The following is a 19,293-nucleotide window of genomic DNA, read 5'->3' on the forward strand; positions in this document are numbered from 1 at the left end:
CGCGGCGGTGACCCGGGATCAGCGTTCGGTCACCGCCGCAAGCGCCCGCTCATCGTCCGAGCGGGCTGGAGAAGACCAACCCGGTGCCCTTGTTGTCGTAGACCACGGCGCGGCGCTCGTGCGCGTCGTCGTACGGGCCCTTCGCGATGCCGCCGCCGGCTTCTTCGACGGCCTTCGCGGCCGCATCGACGCCGCCGGTCTTGATACCGACGACCACCCGGCCGAGGATCGGATGATCGATTGCGGTCGCGAGCGCGAGGGTGACCCCGCCGCCGTCGAGGGCAGCGAAATAGGCGCCGTCCCGGAACGTCGACGCCATGCCCAGGGTCGCGCTGTAGAACTTGATCGACTCGTCGGGCGACAGCACGATCATCTTCACTTCATGGCTGCTCACGAAAACCCTCGTTCGGCGAACGTCCGGAAAGCCTGAGGTGATCGCCACCGAGACAACGAGAGTCGATCGTCCCGTCGGACACCGGTCGACCCACCCCGCCCGAGTTACGTCACAGTGTCGAATCGATGCGGAGCTTCCCACGGGCGAGGGGAGGAGGGTCGCGCCCGCCTCGCGGATCGCGAGCCCACGGCGGCGATAGTCCGGCCCGCACGATGCCGGCACACGCCGGATGATTCCGAGGTGTGCCGGCAACGCGCGCGAGCGAGTCGCCGTGGATCGAATGCCGGTGCGCCAGCGCACGAGCTGCCAGCTCTCGCCCCGTTAATCGTCACTGTGACGAATTGATCGTCAGCCGCCGAGCCGTGGAGGGGACGAGGCGGGTCGCGCCGGAACGCGAGCGAGGCCGAGCGGAGATTCGCGGGTGGTAGCCGGGGCGCGTCCGGCGGGCGGGTGCAGGCAGTCGTCGCGCCGGTCACGAACCGCCGATGCGAATGCCGGGCGGCGTGCGCCGCACCGGGGCGGACGAACGCCGTCGGTGCGGACGCCGCCGGCACGGACACGTTCGCGGTGTTCTCGGCACTCGACCGGGCCTCGCGCGGAACAAACGGCTGGTCACCGCCGTACACCAGATTGCCGATAATGCACATTATGTCAAGTAGCGTGCCGGAAGCCTCCCCACGGACGGTGGGACGCGGGCGCCCGAACCGGCCGATGGCCCGAACCGGGCGCGTGCAGGATCGGCACCGGCAGACGTGGCCGGCCGGCCCCACCCGCGCCTCCCGCCGGCGGCGTGGCGTCAGGCCCGGTCGTTTGCGTCGCCTCGACGATCAACCGAATCGTCGCATTCGACGGGCAATCTTCCCGGCGTGGATCCAGGCGTGACAGTCGGTGCCGCACTAGCTGTCGAGGTCCGTGCCACATGCGCCGCAGCGCCGGCCCACGCCCTCTCCCCACCACTCCCGCGGACCACTCACCTATTATTGATAATAATAATGATGGATAATCACCGTTATCCATCACACCCGCAAGGGTGCGCGGCGGTGTCGTTGGACGAGCCGCGCCCGGTCCCCACACGGCGCCGCCGCGGGCGTCGAGCCTCGGCCTACCTCGAGTCGTTGCCGACCGCCACGCCCGCTGACCCCCGGCCCCGCACCGCCCGCACTGTCGCGGCGAGGGCTGTCACACACCACCATCTCCTCCCCTCGGTGGACGAGGTCGGCCACGTCGCCGGACCGGTCCCCCTCGCCGTACAGTCGGTGCGACGAACGGCAGGTCCGTGGGGCCGGCCCCGGAGTCGGGAGGAACGGCGATGCCGCCGAACGTGTGGTTGACCCCGGGCGAGTTGTCGGCCCGGTCGGGGGTGGCGGTGTCCGCGCTGCACTACTACGAGGCCCGCGGCCTGATCGCCAGTAGACGCACCACCGGGAACCGGCGCAGCTACCGGCGTGACACGCTCCGTCGCCTGGCCTTCATCCGCGTCGCGCAGGGGGTGGGGGTTTCCCTCGACGAGATCCGGGAGGCCCTCGACTCGTTGCCGGACAGCCGGGTGCCCACCGCGGCGGACTGGGCGCGGCTGTCGCGGCAGTGGCACGACCGGCTCACCGAACGGATCGAGGCACTCACCGCCCTGCGGGACAGTTTCACCGAGTGCATCGGCTGCGGCTGCCTGAGCCTGGCGTCGTGCCCGTTGGCCAACCCCGGCGATGTGCTCGGCGCCCGGGGACCGGGACCCCAGCGCCTCGGCGGGACCGGGTCACACCGGTAGTCCGCGACCGCAGGTCCCACCGTTCCCGTCGGCCCCGGATGTCACACTGGTATCGCACAGGTGTACGACGGGGATGCGGGGAGGGTGATGACAGGCCGGGTGGATCCGGGGCTGCTGGACTGGGTGGCCGCGTACCTCGAGACGCTGCAGACGGCGAAGCGGTCCGCGCACACGATCAAGGCGTACCGGCTGGATCTGCACGCGGTGTGCGAGGAGCTCGCCGTCCGGCTCTCGGTCGCCCCGGGCGAGCTGTGCGTGCAGGACATCACGATCCGGGCGATGCGCTCGGCGTTCGCCACCTTCGCGCGGGAGCGGCAGCCGGCGTCGGTGCGGCGGGCCTGGTCGGTGTGGAACAGCTTCTGCAACTTCCTGGTCTCCGAAGGCGTGTCGGAGGGCAACCCGATGGCGTCGATCGCCCAGCCGAAACGCCCCCAGCACACCCCGAAGTCGTTCACGCCCAAGGCGATCGGGCAACTCGTCGACACCCTCACCGTCGAGGCGCAGCGGCCCGCCGCCTCGGCGCGGCAGTGGCCCCAGCGGGATCTGGCGCTGATCGCGACCTTGCTGCTGACCGGTATCCGCTCGGAGGAGCTGATCCGTCTCGATCTCGGCAGCGTGCTCGGCGGCACCCGCTCCCCCGTGCTGCGGGTGATGGGCAAGGGCGCCGTCGAACGGCAGATCCCGCTCGAGCCGAGCTGGACCGCGATCGTCTCGGCGTATCTCGAGGAGCGCTACACCCGGTTCCCGCCGACGCATCGGCCCCGGCGCGGCGACGACGAGACACTCGCGGTGTGGGAGCGCTATCCCCCGGCCGATCCGCTGTTCGTCGGCGCCGACGGCCGCCGGATCACCCGCGGCACGCTGCAGTACCGGGTGCGGCGGATGTACCGGATGGCGGGCATCGAGGGCGAGCGCAAACGCGGCGCCCTCGCCCACGCGCTGCGGCACACCTTCGCCACCAGCCTGGCCGACGGCGGGGCGACGATGGTGGAGCTGCAGCAGCTGCTCGGCCACCGGTCGTTGCAGACCGTGCAGATCTACACGTCGGCGACGGACGACGCGGTGCGGCACGCCGCCCGGCACAACCCGGTCTACGGGCTGCTCGACCGGCACGAGTGACGCCCGGGCCGCACGGGACGCGTAAGCCTGTGGCGAGCGGGTATAGCTGACAGACTGGGGGCGGCGCGGGAGCCCCGCCGCTTCTCCGCCACCGGTTGCCCGGTCGACCCGAGACATCGAGGAGCACGGAATGAGCATCCAGTCGGTTGAGCCACGTCGTCACCATGTGGTGGTGATCGGATCCGGATTCGGGGGTCTGTTCGCCACCAAGGCCCTCGCACGTGCCGACGTGGACGTCACCGTCGTCGCTCGGACCACCCACCACCTCTTCCAGCCGCTGCTGTACCAGGTGGCGACGGGCATCCTGTCGGTGGGTGACATCGCGCCGCCGACCCGGCTGGTACTGCGCAAGCAGAAGAACGCGCAGGTGCTGCTCGGCGACGTCGAGTCGATCGATCTGGCGCGGCAGACCGTGACGTCCCGGTTCCTCGAGCGGGAGACGGTCACGCCGTTCGACAGCCTGATCGTGGCCGCCGGGGCGGGCCAGTCGTACTTCGGCAACGATCACTTCGCCGAGTTCGCGCCCGGCATGAAGACGATCGACGACGCGCTCGAGTTGCGGGGCCGGATCCTGGGGGCGTTCGAGCAGGCGGAGCTGTCCGAGGACCCGGCCGAGCAGCGCCGGCTGCTGACGTTCGTGGTGGTCGGGGCGGGACCGACGGGGGTGGAACTCGCGGGACAGATCGCCGAGTTGTCCCATCACACGCTGCGGGGCGCGTTCCGCAACATCGATCCGGCGGCCGCGCGGGTGGTGCTGCTCGACGGGGCGCCGGACGTGCTGCCGGTGTACGGGGGCAAGCTCAGCGCCAAGGCCCGCCAGACCCTTGAGAAGCTGGGGGTGGAGATCCAGCTCAACGCGATGGTCACCGACGTGGATGCGACGGGCCTGACGGTCAAGGACAAGGACGGCACCGAGCGCCGGATCGAGTCGCAGTGCAAGGTGTGGTCGGCGGGCGTGTCGGCGAGTCCGCTGGGCCGCCGGCTCGCCGAGCAGTCCGGTGCCGAGGTCGACCGGGCGGGCCGGGTCCTGGTGAATCCGGACCTGTCGCTGCCCGGTCATCCGAACGTGTTCGTCATCGGCGACATGATGGCGCTGGACAAGTTGCCGGGCCTGGCGCAGGTGGCGATGCAGGGCGGCAAGTATGCGGCGCGGCAGATCGTGGCGGGCCTGGCCGGTCACAGTCCGGCCGAACGCAAGCCGTTCAAGTATTTCGACAAGGGGTCGATGGCCACGATCAGCCGGTTCAGCGCGGTCGCGAAGGTCGGCAAGCTCGAGATCAGCGGGTTCGTCGGCTGGGTGGCCTGGCTGGGGATCCACCTGCTGTACCTGGTGGGGTTCTCGAGCAAGCTGTCGACCCTGCTGTCGTGGGCGACGACGTTCCTGACCCGGGGCCGCAACGAGATGGCCTCGACGGAGCAGCAGGTGTTCGCCCGGAACGCGATCGATCGGCTGCAGCGACATACCGAGGAGGCCGAGCGCGGCAGCCGCGGGCGCCGCGCCGCGGGGTGAGGCGGGTCGGTCGGCAGCCGGGCCGCCGGTCAGTTGCCCAGGGCGTCGGGATCGAGGATGTTGGCCAGGCGCACCTGCCCGTGCGCGACGGTGCGCTGCTGCTCGTCGGTGATGGCGACCTGCCACAGCTGCTGGCTGCGCCCCCGCTGGACGGGGGTGGCGGTGGCGGTGAGCACCCCTTCGCGGGTGGCGCGGATGAAGTCGGTGTTGTTGTTGACGCCGACCACCTTGCCGCGGTCGCCGAGCCAGATGCTGCCGGCGAAGCTGGCGACGGATTCGACGACGGCGCAGTAGACGCCGCCGTGGACGATGCCGAACGGCTGGTGCTGGTTCGGGGTGACGGTCCAGTGGGCGCGGACCCGGTCGGGAGTCAGTTCGGTGAACTCGAGGCCGAGGACGGAACCGAAGCCGTCGTTGTGCTGGGCGGTGACGGCCGCGGGGTCGGAGAGTTGTTCCTGGGTGGGCAGATCGGTCATGTGTCACTCCGTCCGGGTCGTGCCAGCTTTCTGGCGCGGGCCCGGCGCCGGTCGCCGGGTCTGGAAGGGATGCTAGGACATCGCCGGCGGCACGCAGTGCCGGGACGAGCCGGCGGGCCTCGCGTGGTGCACGCGAGGCCCGCCGTGGGAAGGACCGGGGGTCTCTGCAGCCCTCAGGACTCCGGCACGGTCCGGCAGCAACAACACCACCAACTATAGGGAAGCCTTACCTAATTTGCAAAGTCCTCGTACCGGCACACCCAGCGCCAGGAACGCGTCCAGCAGGAGCTGACCCCGGCGCGCCGCGACGGCGCGGGAGGTGCCGGCCAGCAGGGGGATCTGCGCGGCGCCCGCCACGACGGTGCGGCCGAGCAGGGACCACAGGCGCGGCTGCTCGACGGGGGCACACCGCGCCAGCGACGCGTAGGCGGCGTGCAGCGCGGTGGTGGCGCGGTGTGCGGTCCACCGGGCGAGCGCCTCCTCGCACGGCAGCACGACGACCGTCTCGTCGGCGGCGGGATCGTCGGGCAGCACCCGCAGGGTGTCGTCCGCGACCGCGGCCCAGTCGATGCCGCCGTCGCTGTCCTGGTGGATCCACAGGTTGTCGAGCCCGGGGTCCCAGCAGCGCGCCTCGAGCAGGTAGGGGGCGAGGACTCGGCCCGCGACGACGTGGACGAGGGCGGCCGCCACCTGGTCGGCGGCGATCCGCGGATCGGCGACGTCCTCGAGCGCGCGGGCGTACAGCAGCGCGATCCGCCGGTCCCGGTCGGGGTCGGCGAGCCGCCACCAGCGGCGGCGGGGTTCGTCGTCGATGCGGGCGACGGCATAGACGCGGGGAGCGTGCGGCACCAGCAGCCGCAGGCGGGCGTCGGTGTCCTCGAACGCGGGGACCTGCACCGGGGTGGATCTCGGTGCCTGCACCGGGGTGGATCTCGGTGGCAGCAGGATTGTCATCCACACCTCCTGATCGGCGGATCATCAATATTAGGTAAGCCTAACCATGTCATTGCGGTCCGGTGGATGCAACCCCGGAAGATAGGGTTCGGTAACCTAACCCTCGTTCGGCCGAGAACGCGTCCCCCGAGGAGCCCCCGCCTGTGACCACCCTCCGCCCACCGGAGACGCCGCCTGTCGCGGACGCCCCCTCCCTCCACCGCCGTCTCGCCGCCGAGGCCGGCGACCTGAGCCTGCTCGCCGTGCCCGCCGTCATCGGCGTGCTGCTCGTCCGCGCCCTGTCCGACGCCCACGGTGGCGGCCAGACCGACCGCGTCGTCTTCGGGGGCACCGCCCTCGCCGTCACCGTCGGCCTGTGGTGGTACAACCGTGGGCACCGCGAAGGCACCACCGGACGCAGCCTCGGCAAACAGTGGACCGGACTGGTCACCCGCGACCGCGGCCACGGCGGACCGGTCGGGGCGCGGCGCAGCCTGCTGCGCCGCGGCACCGAGGTCGTCACCGACCGCGTCGTGGCCGCCGACGGATTCGTCCCCCTCGCGGCCGACACGAGTGTCGGCGCCGTCCGCCGTCGCCGCCTGCTCGGCCTGCTGGCCATCGCCGCGGTACTGGTGGTGGTGCTGCTCGCCGGGATCGCCGTCGGCGCCCGGCCGATGACCATCGCCGAGGTCGTCCACGCCCTCACCGCCGCCGACGGCTCCGACACCGACGTGATTGTGCACACCCTGCGGATCCCGCGCACCGTGCTCGGCCTCGTGGTGGGTATCGCTCTCGGCGTCGCCGGCGCCCTCATCCAGGGCCACACCCGCAACCCCCTGGCCGACGCCGGCCTGCTCGGACTCAATGCCGGAGCGGCCTTCTTCGTGGTCCTCTCGATCTATCTGCTCGGGATGGCCACCCCCGGGCAGTACCTGTGGTTCGCCTTCGCCGGGTCGTTCACCGCCAGTGTCGTGGTCTTCGGGTTGTTTTCCCTCGGGGGCGGCCGCGCCGGACCGTTGACCCTGGCCCTGGCGGGCGCGGCCGTGGCGTTCTTCCTGCAGGCGATGACGCATGCGGTGGTGCTGCTCGACCAGACCACCCTCGACGGCTACCGGTTCTGGATCGTCGGTTCGGTCGCCGGCCGCGACCTAGAGGTGCTGTGGCAGGTGCTGCCGTTCCTCGCGACCGGACTGCTGCTGGCGGTGGTGAACACTCCCGGCCTCAATGTGCTCGGACTCGGTGAGGACGTCGCCCGGTCCCTGGGCACGAACGTCGCCGCCGCCCGCACCGTCGGCATCGTCGCCATCACCCTGCTCACCGGCGCCGCGACCGCGGCCTGCGGACCGATCGCCTTCATCGGCCTCGTGGTCCCGCACGTCGCCCGGGCGATCACCGGCCCGGACTACCGCTGGTTGCTTCCCTACGCCGGGCTGCTCGGCGCAGTGATGCTCGTCCTGGCCGACGTCATCGGCCGGATCGTGGTCCGCCCCGGGGAACTGCAGGTCGGCATCGTTCTCGCCCTGATGGGTGCACCGTTCTTCATCGCGCTCGTGCGCCGGCGCCGGCTGGTGGCCCTGTGACCGCGCCGGCCGACACCGGCCGCACCCGGGCGACGGTCCCGTCCCGACCGGCACTGCGGATCGGCCCGGTCTCCCTCGTGTGGCGACCGCGTGCGGTGGTCGTGTGCCTGGCCCTGGTGGCGGCGACGTTCCTGCTGCTGTGCGTCGGGCTCGGCCGCGGCGACTATCCGCTGTCGGTACCGCAGGTGATCTCGGTGCTCGCCGGCGCCGGGGAGCAACTCGACCGGTTCATCGTCCTGGAGCTGCGCCTGCCGCGCGGCCTCGCGGCGGTGCTCGTCGGCGCGGCACTCGCCGTCGCCGGTGCCCTGACCCAGACGGTGTCCCGCAATCCGCTGGCCAGCCCGGACATCCTCGGTGTCACCGCCGGCGCGAGCGCGGCCGCGGTCGCGCTCATCGTCGCCGCCGGATCCGGGACGCTCGCCGGGGTACTCGGCGCGCTCGGACTGCCCCTGGCCGCGCTGTGCGGGGCCCTGCTCACCGCCACGGCGGTGTACGTCCTGGCCTGGCGCGGCGGGGTGGAGGGCTTCCGGCTCGTGCTGATCGGGATCGGCGCCAACGCGCTGTTCGTCGCGCTGACGAACTGGATGCTGGTCTCGGCCGACATCAACGACGTGTCCCAGGCGCAGGTGTGGCTCACCGGGTCGCTCAACGGCGCCGGATGGTCGCAGGTCGTGCCGACGGCCGTGGCGCTGGCCGTCCTGACCGGCTGGCTCGCCACCGCCGCCTTCACGATGGGGGCCCTGCGGCTCGGGGACGAGACGGCCCGCTCCCTCGGGGTGCGATTGCAGACCCAGCGGGCGGTGCTGCTGCTGTCCGCCTGCGCCCTGGTCGGTGTCGCCACCGCGGCGGCGGGGCCGATCGGGTTCGTCGCGCTCGCGGCCCCGCAGATCGCCCTGCGCCTCGTGCGCTCCCCCGGCCCGCCGCTGATCGCATCCGCCCTGACCGGAGCGGCCCTGGTCACCGGCGCCGACATCCTCGCCCGCACGGTGCTGCCCGTCGCGCTGCCCGTCGGTCTGGTCACCTCCGCCCTCGGCGGACCGTTCCTGCTGTATCTGCTCGTGCGCTCGAACCGGAAGGTGTCGCTGTGACCCGAACCCCCCGCACCGACGACGTCGCCGCGCCCGATCCCGCGGACAGCGCCGGCGCCCCGCCGCGGCTCGTCGCGCGGGACCTCGCGCTCGGCTACGGCGACCGGCTCGTCGTCGACGGCCTGGAGCTGACCGTGCCCACCGGGGTGATCACGACCGTGATCGGGCCCAACGGGTGCGGCAAGTCCACCTTGCTGCGGGCGCTGGCCCGGTTGCTGCGCCCGCGCCGCGGCAGCGTGCTGCTCGACGGGCACGCGATCTCCTCGATGCGCACCCGCGACGTCGCGCGGGTGCTGGGCATGTTGCCGCAGGCACCGGTTGCGCCGGAGGGCCTGACCGTCGCCGACCTCGTCGCCCGGGGGCGGCACCCGCACCAGTCGTGGCTGCGGCAGTGGTCCGCCGACGACGAGGGTGAGGTCGCCGTCGCACTGGACCGGACCGGCATCACCGAACTCGCCGACCGCCCGGTCGACCAGCTCTCCGGCGGGCAGCGGCAGCGGGCTTGGATCTCGATGGCGCTGGCGCAGGGCACCGACGTGCTGCTGCTCGACGAGCCGACCACCTATCTGGATCTGGCGCACTCGGTGGAGGTGCTCGACCTCGTCGACCGGCTGCACTCGGAGCTCGGCCGCACCGTGGTGATGGTGCTGCACGATCTGAATCTCGCGATCCGCTACAGCGACCACCTGGTGGTGATGAAGGAGGGCCGGATCGTCCGCGCGGGCCCGCCGGCGCAGGTGATCACCGAGGAGTTGCTGCGGGAGGTGTTCGCGCTCGACTCCGCGGTGATCGACGACCCGGTCTCGGATCGGCCGCTGGTCGTACCGATCGGCACCCGGCACGTGTTCGGCACGGCGGGCGGACCGGACACGAGAACACGTACTACTTCAGGTAGTACGACACACTCGTCGGAGACCCGGTAAACTTGTGTCATGGCAGCACTCGGAGAACTCGAACGCGCAGTGATGGACCACCTGTGGTCCTCCACCGAACCGCAGACCGTCCGGCAGGTCCACGAGGCCCTCGCCGCCCGGCGCTCCCTCGCGTACACCACCGTCATGACCGTTCTCCAGCGCCTCGCGAAGAAGAACCTCGTCATCCAGCAGCGCGACGACCGCGCCCACCGCTACGTGCCGGTGCACGGCCGTGAAGAACTCGTCGCCAGCCTCATGGTCGACGCCCTCGACCAGGCCGACGAGTCCGCCGGGCGGGTCGCCGCCCTCGTCCACTTCATCGGGCGTGTCAACCCCGACGAGGCCGCCGCGCTGCGCGAGGCCCTCGCCGCCCTCGAGGCCCAGCAGGACGGGCAGAACCGTCCCGCCGTCGCCGACCCGGGTACCGGTCGGGCGAGCTGACTGGCACACTCGGTGCCATGAACGCGACCACCGCGCTGGTCTTCGGCATCCTCGCGCTGCTGCTGGCCGGGCCGGTTCCGGCCCTGCTCAGTCGCGCCACCTGGCCGTACCGCAACCCCCGCCCCGCCCTGGTGCTGTGGCAGGCGGTGGCGCTCGCGGCCGTGCTGTCCGCGTTCAGCTCCGGCCTGGCCATCGCATCGCTGCTGCTCGTCCCCGGTGAGGACGGCCGGCCCACCACCGCCCCGCTCCAGGAGATCGACGCCCTCGGCCTGCCCCTGTGGCTGACCTACGTCGTGGTCTTCGCTCTCACCGTGCTGATCGGTGCACGGCTGATGTATTCGATTCTGCGTGTCGGTGTCCGCACCCGCCGCCGCCGGGCCCGGCACCGCATGCTCGTCGACCTGCTCGACCGGCGCGACAGCGGCGCCTCGGTGCGACAGCTGTCCCATGTGCGCGTCCTCGACACCGCCGAACCCGTCGCCTACTGCCTGCCGGGCCTGCGGCACCGGGTCGTGCTCAGCGAAGGCACCCTCGACCACCTCGCCGACGACGAGATCCGCGCCATCCTCCGCCACGAGCACTCGCACCTGCGGGCCCGGCACGACCTCGTCCTCGAGGCGTTCACCGCCGTCTACGAGGCCTTCCCCCGCTGGGTGCGGTCCCGGTCGGCGCTCGGCTCGGTGCAGCTGCTCGTCGAGATGCTCGCCGACGACTCCGCCGTGCGCGTCACCGGCCCCACCCCGCTGGCCCGGGCCCTGGTCGCCTGCGCCGGCGCCCGCACCCCCCAGGGCGCCCTTGCCGTCGGCGGCCCGTCCACCGTGCTGCGGGTCAAGCGCCTCGCCGAACCCGGACCGGACCTGCGCACCGCCGTGACCGCCTACACCGCGGCCGCCGCCATCCTCGTCGTGCCCACCGTCGCGGTCGCCGTGCCGTGGCTGACCGAACTCGGCCGCCTGCTGCGCGCCTGGTGACCCCCCGCCGGCCGCGCCGGTAGCACGCCCCCGATTTCGATCCCGTCCGGGTTCGGGGGAAGCTGTACCCATGACCGTCGAACGCACCGAGAATCCCCGCGCCCAGATCGGCGTGACCGGCCTGGCCGTCATGGGGTCGAACATCGCCCGCAACTTCGCCCGCCACGGCCACACCGTCGCGCTGCACAACCGCAGCGTCGCCAAGACCGACGCCCTGCTCGAAGCGCACGGCGACGATGGCGACTTCGTACGCACCGAAACCATCGACGAGTTCGTCGCCGCCCTGCAGAAGCCGCGCCGGGTGCTCGTCATGGTCAAGGCCGGCGACGCCACCGACGCGGTCATCGACGAACTCGCGCACGCGATGGAACCCGGCGACATCATCATCGACGGCGGCAACGCCCTCTACACCGACACCATCCGCCGCGAAGCCGCCCTGCGCGCACGCGGCCTGCACTTCGTCGGCGCCGGCATCTCCGGCGGCGAGGAGGGCGCCCTCAACGGCCCGTCGATCATGCCCGGCGGCCCCGCCGAGTCCTACGAGGCCCTCGGCCCGCTCCTCGAGTCCATCTCCGCCCACGTCGACGGCACCCCGTGCTGCACCCACATCGGCCCCGACGGCTCCGGCCATTTCGTGAAGATGGTGCACAACGGCATCGAGTACGCCGACATGCAGCTCATCGGCGAGGCCTACCACCTGCTGCGCGACGCGCTCGGCTACGACGCCCCGAAGATCGCCGAGGTGTTCTCCGAGTGGAACACCGGCACCCTCGAGTCCTACCTGATCGAGATCACCGCCGACGTCCTGCGCCAGACCGACGCGAGCACCGGCAAACCCCTCGTCGACGTCATCGTCGACGCCGCCGAGCAGAAGGGCACCGGACGCTGGACCGTCAAGTCCGCCCTCGACCTCGGTGTGCCGGTCACCGGCATCGCCGAGGCCGTGTTCGCCCGCGCCCTGTCCGGCTCCCGCACCCAGCGGGCCGCCGCCCGCGGCCTGGCCTCCGGCACCCTCGGCGACAAGCCCACCGACGCCGCACAGTTCACCGAGGACATCCGCCGCGCCCTCTACGCGTCGAAGATCGTCGCCTACGCGCAGGGCTTCGATCAGATCGCCGCCGGCAGCGCCGAATACGGCTGGAACGTCGACCGCGCCGCCCTGGCCACCATCTGGCGCGGCGGCTGCATCATCCGCGCCCAGTTCCTCAACCGCATCAAGGAGGCCTACGACGCCGACCCGCAGCTGCCCAGCCTGATCCTCGCCCCCTACTTCCGCGAGGCCATCGAGGCCGGCATCGACAGCTGGCGCCGCGTCGTCGCCACCGCCACCATGCTCGGCATCCCCGTCCCCGCGTTCGCCTCCTCGCTGTCGTACTACGACGGTCTGCGCGCCGACCGCCTGCCCGCCGCCCTCACCCAGGGCCAGCGCGACTTCTTCGGCGCCCACACCTACGAGCGCATCGACGCCGACGGCAAGTTCCACACCCTCTGGAGCGGGGACCGCACCGAGGTCCGCGCCTGACTGCGCCCGCACCGGCACCTCGGTAGGGCATAGTTTGTGCCCATGAGCGGCACCGTCACGGCGTCCGTCGTGTGCGCGCTGGCCGCCGCGCTCCTGTTCGCGGCGGCCAGCGTCGCCCAGCAACGCTCCGCCGAAGCCGTTCCCGCCGGCGAGTCCCTCGTCGCCGCCCTGATCCGCAGCCCCCGCTGGTGGGCCGGGGTGGTCGGCGACGGCGGCGGCTACCTGCTGCAGGTCGCCGCCCTCGCCCTCGGGCCGGTTCTGGTGGTCCAGCCGCTGCTGGTGTCGTCGCTGCTGTTCGCCCTCCCCCTGTCCGCCGCGTTCTCCGGTTCCCGCATCACCCGCCCCACCTGGCTGACCGCGGCGGCGTTGTGCGCAGCGCTGGTGGTGTTCCTCGTCGTCGGCGACCCCACCGCCGGCGAGATCGACGCCCCCTGGCACGAGTGGATCCTCCCACTCGGCGCGGTGTGCGCCGTCGTGTCCGCCGCCGCCGCGACCGGGCTGCTCGGCCACGACCCCGGCACGCGGGCGATGGCGCTCGGCGCGGCCAGCGGCCTGCTCTACGGCGTGGCGGTGGCGTTCACCAAGTACGTCACCGACCTGTTCGAACACGGCCTGCGTCCCGTGGTCGGCGCCTGGCAGACCTGGGCCCTGCTCGGCGCCGGCCTGCTCGGCGTCTACCTCCAGCAACGCGCCTTCCAGGCCGGCCCGCTCGCCGCGTCCCTGCCGGCGATCACCATCGGCGAACCCCTCGCCGCCGTCTTCCTCGGCATGACCGTCCTCGACGAACGGCTCCGGGTCGACGGCCCGGCCCTCGCCCTCGTCGTCGCCTCGGTCGTGGTGATGCTGATCGCCACGGTGGCGCTCTCCCGCAGCCAGGCCCGGCTCACCACGCCCGCCGCCACCGGCGCGTAGCATTCGGCAGGTGCGCTTCCTCGACGGTCACCAGCCCCCGTACGACCTGACCTACGACGACGTGTTCCTCGTCCCGAACCGCTCCGCCGTCGCGTCCCGGTTCGACGTGGACCTGTCCACCGTGGACGGTTCCGGCACCACCATCCCCATCGTGGTCGCCAACATGACCGCCGTGTCCGGGCGCCGCATGGCCGAGACCGTCGCCCGCCGCGGCGGACTCGTCGTGCTCCCCCAGGACCTGCCGGCCGGCACCGTCGCCGAGACCGTCGCGTTCGTCAAGAGCCGCCACCTCGTCGCCGACACCCCCGTCACCCTCGGTCCCGAGGACTCCGTCTCCGACGCCCTCGCCCTCCTGCCCAAACGCGCCCACGGCGCCGTCGTCGTCGTCGACGAGAACCGCTGCCCCGTCGGGGTCGTCACCGAAGGCTCCTGCCGCGAGGTCGACCGGTTCGCGCGGCTGCGCACGGTCGCCATCCGCGACTTCGCTACCGCCTCCGTCGGCTCGTCGCCCCGGGAAGCGTTCGCACTGCTCGAAGCCAAACACGACCCGCTGGTCGTGCTCACCCACGACGACGGCACCCTCGCCGGGGTCCTGACCCGCACCGGCGCCGTCCGCGCCGGCATCTACACCCCGGCCGTCGACGCCGCCGGGGCACTGCGCATCGGCGCCGCCGTCGGCGTCAACGGCGACGTCGCCGCCAAGGCCGCGGGCCTCGTCGACGCCGGCGTCGACCTGCTCGTCCTCGACACCGCGCACGGTCACCAGGAGAAGATGCTCGACGCCCTGAAACGGATCGCGGCGCTCGACCTGCCCGTCCCCCTCGTCGCCGGCAACGTCGTCTCCGCCGCCGGCACCCGCGAACTGCTCGACGCCGGCGCGGACATCGTCAAGGTCGGCGTCGGACCCGGAGCCATGTGCACCACCCGCATGATGACCGGCGTCGGACGCCCCCAGTTCTCCGCCGTCGCCGAATGCGCCCGCACCGCCCGCGAACTCGGGGCGCACGTCTGGGCCGACGGCGGGGTGCGTCACCCCCGCGACGTCGCGCTCGCCGTCGCCGCCGGCGCCGCCAACGTCATGATCGGGTCCTGGTTCGCCGGCACCTACGAATCGCCCGGCGAACTGCGCTACGACGAGACCGGCCACCCCTACAAGGAGAGCTTCGGCATGGCCTCCAAGCGTGCGGTCGCCGCCCGCACCGTCGACGACTCCGCCTTCGACCGCGCCCGCAAGGCCCTGTTCGAGGAAGGGATCTCCACCTCCCGCATCCGCATCGACCCGCAACGGCCCGGTATCGAGGACCTGATCGACCACATCTGTTCCGGGGTGCGCAGCACCTGCACGTACGCCGGTGCCCGCACCCTCGAGGACCTGCACACCAACGCCGTCCTCGGCGTCCAGTCGGCCGCCGGATTCGCCGAGGGACGCCCCCTGCCCACCGGATGGTGACCGCACCGCACGAGGCCGGACACGATCCGTAGAATGATGCCTCACCGTGAACGCCCGCACCTCGGGCCCGACGAGAGGAAACCGGTGCCTGCGGCACCCACCACCATTTCGACACGACCTCCGGCCACCACGGGCGACGCGGAGTCCGACTCCGCCGGTTCGGAGGGCTCCCCTAGCGAGCCGGGTGACATACCCGGCCGGCCCCCCACGATATCGGAGCGGAGCTTGCCACCGGCCCGGGAGCGGTGCTGATGTCCGTCCTCCTGTCCATCCTCAGCCTCATCGGGTTCATCGCCCTGACCGCGGGCACCGCGGTGTTCGTGGCGGCCGAATTCTCCCTCACCGCCCTCGAACGCAGCACCGTCGACGCGCACGCCCGCGACGGTGACCTGCGCGCACGCCAGGTCCAGCACGCCCACCGCACCCTGTCCTTCCAGCTCTCCGGCGCCCAGCTCGGCATCACCATCACCACCCTGATCACCGGCTACCTCGCCGAACCGGTCCTCGCCCGGTTCCTCGACCCGCTGCTGCGCGCAGCCGGACTCGGCGCCGCCCTCGCCTCCGGCATCTCCCTGGCCCTGGCCCTGATCATCGCCACCTCGTTCTCGATGGTCTTCGGTGAGCTCGTACCGAAGAACCTCGCCATCGCGCGGCCCCTGGCCACCGCCCGCGCCACCGCCGGCCTGCAGGCCGGCTTCTCACTGATCTTCAAATGGGCGATCCGCGGACTCAACGGCGCCGCCAACCGCATCGTGCGGCGCCTGGGCATCGAACCGGCCGAGGAACTGCGCTCGGCGCGCTCCCCGGAGGAACTCGGATCACTGGTGCGCGCCTCGGCGGAACGCGGCGCCCTCGACGAGAGCACCGCGCTGCTCGTGGGACGCTCGCTGCGCTTCGGGGAACGCACCGCCGAAGATCTCATGACCCCCCGCGTCACCATCGAGTCCCTCGACGTCCACGACACCGTCCTCGACCTCATCGACGCCTCGTCGCGCACCGGCTACTCCCGCTTCCCGGTCGTCGACGGCGATCTCGACGCCACCGTCGGCGTCGTCCACGTCAAGCACGCGTTCACCGTGCCCGCGCGGCGCCGCGCCCACACCCAGCTGCACACTCTTGCCCGGCAGGTGCCCGTCGTGCCGTCCACCCTCGACGGGGACGCGGTCATGGAACGGGTCCGCTCCGACGGCATGCAGGTCGCACTCGTCGTCGACGAATACGGCGGCACCGCCGGCATCGTCACCATGGAGGACCTGATCGAGGAGATCGTCGGCGACGTCCGCGACGAACACGACGAACCCGAGCCCGAAGCGCAGCGCGTCGAGCAGGGCTGGTCCTGCTCGGGCCTGCTGCGCATCGACGAAGTCGCCCACCTGACGGGATACCACGCCCCGGACGGCGAATACGAGACGCTCGGCGGGCTGCTCCTCACCGAACTCGGGCAGATCCCCGACTCCGGCGACGAGGTGCTGCTGCCGCACCGGCCGGGCGATGCCGACCACCGCTGGCGGGCCCGGGTCCTCGACATGGACGGGCACCGCATCGACCGCGTCCTGCTCGTCCCCACCGGCGAGCCCCCCGACGTGGACGATCACGCACCCGGCCACGAGAACGGAGACCGGTGATGAACGACTGGCTCGCGGTGCTGCTCACCGTGCTGCTCCTCGCCGGCAACGCCTTCTTCGTCGGCGCCGAGTTCGCCCTTATCACCGCTCGCCGCGACCGGCTCGAAGCTCTCGTCGGGCAGGGTAAGAAACGGGCCCAGACCGTCATCGGCGCCGGGGAGCATCTGTCGCTCATGCTCGCCGGGTCACAGCTCGGGATCACCATCTGCTCGATCCTGCTCGGCCGCGTCGGCGAACCGGCCATCGCGCACCTGATCGAAACACCCATGCACGCGCTCGGCGTGCCGGACTCCCTGCTGCACCCGATCGGTTTCGCGCTCGCCCTCACGATCGTCGTGGTGCTGCACATCCTGCTCGGCGAGATGGTTCCGAAGAACATCGCCATCGCCGGACCGGAGCGCTCGGCGATGCTGCTCGTGCCGACCCACCTGCTGTTCATGAAGGTGGCCCGGCCACTGATCGCGTTCTACAACCTGTGCGCCAACGCCAGCCTGCGCCTGCTGCGGGTGGAACCGAAGGACGAACTGGACGTCACCGTCACCGAGCTCGAACTGTCCGAGATGATCGGCGAATCCCGCTCGGAGGGACTGCTCGACGAGGAGGAACACCGGCGCCTGACCCAGGCCCTCCAGACCAGCGGACGGACCGTCGCGGACGTGACGATCCCCCTGTCCGGGGTCCGCACGGTCCCGCTCGGACCGGCCGGCACCACACTCGGAGCTGTCGAGCAGGCCGTCACCGAGACCGGCTACTCCCGGTACCCGGCGGAGACTGCACACGGGGAACTGGCCGGCTATCTGCACCTGAAGGACGTCCTCGACCTCGTGCGCGACGAATCGGCGGGGCCGGACACCCTCATCGCGACCGCCGAGATCCGGCCCCTGCCCCCGGTGCCGGTCGACGCCCCTCTCGACGACGCCCTGTCGCTGCTGCGGCGCACCAGCTCCCACCTCGGCGGAGTCGTCGACGGGCACGGGACGTTGATCGGCATCGTCGCCCTGGAAGATCTCGTCGAGCAGTTCGTCGGCACCGTGCGGGACACCACCCACCGGATGGCCGACCCGGGACCGGGACCCCGGACGTGAACCCCGCCGTGAACCCCACCCCGACGCCCGCCGGTCGGCTCCGCCGCGGCCTGCCCGGTACCGCAATAAAATCATTGCAGCATCGATGCATTCGTTACGGGCGGGAACCGTGACCACGGTCCTGGCACCCGAGCAGTGGCTGCCGCGCCGGGAGCGGCACCGCCACCGCCTGACGACGCTGCTCGGCCCCTACCTCGACCGGCGAGCGCGCGGCGCCACCCACCCGGTGATCGACTTCCTGTTCACCTACTACAGCTTCACGCCGTCCCAGCTCATGCGCTGGCACCCCGGCTTCGGAACCACCCTCACCGGCTCCGCATCCACGGAGTACGCCGCCCTGCGGGGCTACCGGGCCACCGGTACCGGGGTCACGGCCGACCCCGCCCACCTGACCCGGCGGCGCGAGACCGTCCGCTACGTCACCGGCCTGCTCGAGGCCACGGCTTCCCGGCCGGCACACCTGGGCTGCTTCGGTCTCCACGAATGGGCGATGCTCTACCGCACTCGGCCCGAAGACGTCCGCCACAGCGCCGTGCCGCTGCGCCTCGGGCACACCGGCACCGACGCCGTCGTCGAGTCGTTGCAGCTGCGCTGCACGCATTACGACGCATACCGGTTCTTCACCCCCGCCGCCGGGCCCCTCAACCTCGAACCACTCACCCGCGACGACCAGGTACGGCAGGAACAACCGGGCTGCCTGCACGCCGCGATGGACCTGTACAAATACTGTTACAAACTCACCCCGCTGCTCGACGCGGACCTGACCGTCGACTGCTTCGAACTGGCCTACGCCGCCCGCGAACTCGACATGCGAGCCAGCCCGTACGACCTGAGCGAATACGGCTATCCGCCGATACGGATCGAGACACCCCGCGGCCGGGCGGAGTACGTCCGCGAGCAGACGGCCCTGGCCGAGCGGTCCATCACGCTGCGCGCGGCGCTGCTCGACCGGTGCCGGCGGTTGCTCGATGCCGACCGGGAGCACGCCGGCCGCTGAGCGGACACCGCTGCCCGCCGTGTCCCGGGACGTCCCCGGCGCGCGGCGCGGCACCCGCGACGAGGGATACCCGCCGGGTCTAGGCTGAACTCTGGAGAGGCCACGAGCTGATGCTGTACGTCTCCGTCCTGGGTGAGCAGTCGATCACCGACGACACGACCGGCGCCGTCGTGACGCGGTCCCCCCGCGGCACGACACTGGTTGCCTTCCTCGCCCTCCACGCCGGAGTTCCCCAGCCCCGCCAGCTCATCGCCCCCCTGTTCTGGCCCGACTCGACCACCGCCCAGGCCCTGACCAACCTGCGCCGCGAACTGCACCACCTGCGCCGTGCCCTCGACGACGACCCGGCCGTCGAGGTGACCCCGCGGGACCTGTGCTGGCGCGACACCGAGACCAGCCGGGTGGACCTACGGGTCTTCACCGTCGAGTACCACGCCGCCCGGGCAGCCGCGACCAGCGGCGACGACGACGCGGCGCTGCGGCACGCCACCACGGCGCTCTCCGAATACCG

At 71.9% G+C, this 19,293-nt stretch carries 17 protein-coding genes and 1 pseudogene; 15 read left to right on the forward strand and 3 right to left on the reverse strand.

Annotated features, from left to right (window positions below; all coding sequences use genetic code 11):
• Positions 1-49 precede the first annotated feature (49 nt).
• A complete protein-coding gene (locus QYS60_RS12330; protein ID WP_371383295.1) occupies positions 50-394 on the reverse strand; it encodes a VOC family protein in 345 nt (114 codons plus the stop codon).
• A 1,309-nt stretch (positions 395-1,703) separates the two neighbouring features.
• Here QYS60_RS12330 and soxR point away from each other — a divergent pair.
• From soxR to QYS60_RS12345, 3 genes are all read left to right on the forward strand, one after another.
• Entirely contained in the window at positions 1,704-2,159 is a 456-nt protein-coding gene (soxR, locus tag QYS60_RS12335; RefSeq protein ID WP_003937248.1) for a redox-sensitive transcriptional activator SoxR, read from the forward strand.
• A gap of 87 nt (positions 2,160-2,246) precedes the next feature.
• Positions 2,247-3,278 carry a tyrosine-type recombinase/integrase gene (locus tag QYS60_RS12340; RefSeq protein ID WP_289382433.1) on the forward strand — a complete coding sequence of 344 codons (1,032 nt, stop codon included), beginning with the start codon at positions 2,247-2,249 and terminating at the stop codon, positions 3,276-3,278.
• Between the two features lie 130 nt (positions 3,279-3,408).
• Positions 3,409-4,788 carry an NAD(P)/FAD-dependent oxidoreductase gene (locus QYS60_RS12345; protein ID WP_040782818.1) on the forward strand — a complete coding sequence of 460 codons (1,380 nt, stop codon included), beginning with the start codon at positions 3,409-3,411 and terminating at the stop codon, positions 4,786-4,788.
• Positions 4,789-4,817: 29 nt separating this feature from the next.
• On the opposite strand, the gene QYS60_RS12350 is transcribed toward QYS60_RS12345, so the two are convergent.
• Both QYS60_RS12350 and QYS60_RS12355 read right to left on the reverse strand, forming a co-directional pair.
• Positions 4,818-5,264: a PaaI family thioesterase gene (locus QYS60_RS12350; protein ID WP_054375012.1), complete on the reverse strand. Its 447-nt coding sequence runs from the start codon at positions 5,262-5,264 to the stop codon at positions 4,818-4,820.
• A 213-nt stretch (positions 5,265-5,477) separates the two neighbouring features.
• Positions 5,478-6,218 carry a hypothetical protein gene (locus QYS60_RS12355; protein WP_371383296.1) on the reverse strand — a complete coding sequence of 247 codons (741 nt, stop codon included), beginning with the start codon at positions 6,216-6,218 and terminating at the stop codon, positions 5,478-5,480.
• A 143-nt stretch (positions 6,219-6,361) separates the two neighbouring features.
• Between QYS60_RS12355 and QYS60_RS12360 the strand changes: the two genes are divergently transcribed.
• The 12 genes and pseudogenes from QYS60_RS12360 to QYS60_RS12415 form a co-directional block, all read left to right on the forward strand.
• Positions 6,362-7,777: an iron chelate uptake ABC transporter family permease subunit gene (locus QYS60_RS12360; RefSeq protein WP_371383297.1), complete on the forward strand. Its 1,416-nt coding sequence runs from the start codon at positions 6,362-6,364 to the stop codon at positions 7,775-7,777.
• Entirely contained in the window at positions 7,774-8,865 is a 1,092-nt protein-coding gene (locus QYS60_RS12365) for a FecCD family ABC transporter permease (protein ID WP_371383298.1), read from the forward strand. Before QYS60_RS12360 ends, QYS60_RS12365 begins: the two co-directional genes overlap by 4 nt.
• On the forward strand, positions 8,862-9,788 hold the full coding sequence (locus QYS60_RS12370; RefSeq protein ID WP_371383299.1) for an ABC transporter ATP-binding protein: 927 nt from the start codon (positions 8,862-8,864) through the stop codon (positions 9,786-9,788). Before QYS60_RS12365 ends, QYS60_RS12370 begins: the two co-directional genes overlap by 4 nt.
• Before the next feature lie 9 nt (positions 9,789-9,797).
• Positions 9,798-10,220: a BlaI/MecI/CopY family transcriptional regulator gene (locus QYS60_RS12375; RefSeq protein WP_371383300.1), complete on the forward strand. Its 423-nt coding sequence runs from the start codon at positions 9,798-9,800 to the stop codon at positions 10,218-10,220.
• A gap of 17 nt (positions 10,221-10,237) precedes the next feature.
• Positions 10,238-11,191 (forward strand): M56 family metallopeptidase, encoded by a 954-nt coding sequence (locus tag QYS60_RS12380; RefSeq protein WP_003937257.1) that lies wholly within the window; start codon positions 10,238-10,240, stop codon positions 11,189-11,191.
• A gap of 70 nt (positions 11,192-11,261) precedes the next feature.
• A complete protein-coding gene (gndA, locus tag QYS60_RS12385) occupies positions 11,262-12,713 on the forward strand; it encodes an NADP-dependent phosphogluconate dehydrogenase (RefSeq protein WP_003937258.1) in 1,452 nt (483 codons plus the stop codon).
• Between the two features lie 42 nt (positions 12,714-12,755).
• Positions 12,756-13,625: a DMT family transporter gene (locus QYS60_RS12390; RefSeq protein ID WP_371383301.1), complete on the forward strand. Its 870-nt coding sequence runs from the start codon at positions 12,756-12,758 to the stop codon at positions 13,623-13,625.
• Between the two features lie 10 nt (positions 13,626-13,635).
• Positions 13,636-15,075: a GuaB1 family IMP dehydrogenase-related protein gene (locus QYS60_RS12395; RefSeq protein ID WP_371383302.1), complete on the forward strand. Its 1,440-nt coding sequence runs from the start codon at positions 13,636-13,638 to the stop codon at positions 15,073-15,075.
• Positions 15,076-15,326: 251 nt separating this feature from the next.
• On the forward strand, positions 15,327-16,700 hold the full coding sequence (locus QYS60_RS12400; RefSeq protein ID WP_289381656.1) for a hemolysin family protein: 1,374 nt from the start codon (positions 15,327-15,329) through the stop codon (positions 16,698-16,700).
• On the forward strand, positions 16,700-17,785 hold the full coding sequence (locus QYS60_RS12405) for a hemolysin family protein (protein WP_289381657.1): 1,086 nt from the start codon (positions 16,700-16,702) through the stop codon (positions 17,783-17,785). The genes QYS60_RS12400 and QYS60_RS12405 overlap by 1 nt, the downstream gene beginning before the upstream one ends.
• A gap of 85 nt (positions 17,786-17,870) precedes the next feature.
• Positions 17,871-18,782 (forward strand): 3-methyladenine DNA glycosylase, encoded by a 912-nt coding sequence (locus QYS60_RS12410; protein WP_289381658.1) that lies wholly within the window; start codon positions 17,871-17,873, stop codon positions 18,780-18,782.
• A 110-nt stretch (positions 18,783-18,892) separates the two neighbouring features.
• A pseudogene (locus tag QYS60_RS12415) lies at positions 18,893-19,293 on the forward strand (SARP family transcriptional regulator); the annotation flags it as partial.

The sequence above is a fragment of the Rhodococcus sp. GXMU-t2271 genome (assembly GCF_041414735.1).
GTDB lineage: Bacteria > Actinomycetota > Actinomycetes > Mycobacteriales > Mycobacteriaceae > Rhodococcus > Rhodococcus indonesiensis.

What these genes read in the sequence shown, in the direction of transcription:
- soxR (WP_003937248.1), top strand. Translation starts at nt 1,704, where the DNA reads ATGCCGCCGAACGTGTGGTTGACCCCGGGCGAGTTGTCGGCCCGGTCG.
- QYS60_RS12340 (WP_289382433.1), top strand. Translation starts at nt 2,247, where the DNA reads ATGACAGGCCGGGTGGATCCGGGGCTGCTGGACTGGGTGGCCGCGTAC.
- QYS60_RS12345 (WP_040782818.1), top strand. Translation starts at nt 3,409, where the DNA reads ATGAGCATCCAGTCGGTTGAGCCACGTCGTCACCATGTGGTGGTGATC.
- QYS60_RS12350 (WP_054375012.1), bottom strand. Translation starts at nt 5,264, where the DNA reads ATGACCGATCTGCCCACCCAGGAACAACTCTCCGACCCCGCGGCCGTC.
- QYS60_RS12355 (WP_371383296.1), bottom strand. Translation starts at nt 6,218, where the DNA reads ATGACAATCCTGCTGCCACCGAGATCCACCCCGGTGCAGGCACCGAGA.
- QYS60_RS12375 (WP_371383300.1), top strand. Translation starts at nt 9,798, where the DNA reads ATGGCAGCACTCGGAGAACTCGAACGCGCAGTGATGGACCACCTGTGG.
- QYS60_RS12380 (WP_003937257.1), top strand. Translation starts at nt 10,238, where the DNA reads ATGAACGCGACCACCGCGCTGGTCTTCGGCATCCTCGCGCTGCTGCTG.
- gndA (WP_003937258.1), top strand. Translation starts at nt 11,262, where the DNA reads ATGACCGTCGAACGCACCGAGAATCCCCGCGCCCAGATCGGCGTGACC.
- QYS60_RS12390 (WP_371383301.1), top strand. Translation starts at nt 12,756, where the DNA reads ATGAGCGGCACCGTCACGGCGTCCGTCGTGTGCGCGCTGGCCGCCGCG.
- QYS60_RS12400 (WP_289381656.1), top strand. Translation starts at nt 15,327, where the DNA reads ATGTCCGTCCTCCTGTCCATCCTCAGCCTCATCGGGTTCATCGCCCTG.
- QYS60_RS12405 (WP_289381657.1), top strand. Translation starts at nt 16,700, where the DNA reads ATGAACGACTGGCTCGCGGTGCTGCTCACCGTGCTGCTCCTCGCCGGC.
- QYS60_RS12410 (WP_289381658.1), top strand. Translation starts at nt 17,871, where the DNA reads ATGCATTCGTTACGGGCGGGAACCGTGACCACGGTCCTGGCACCCGAG.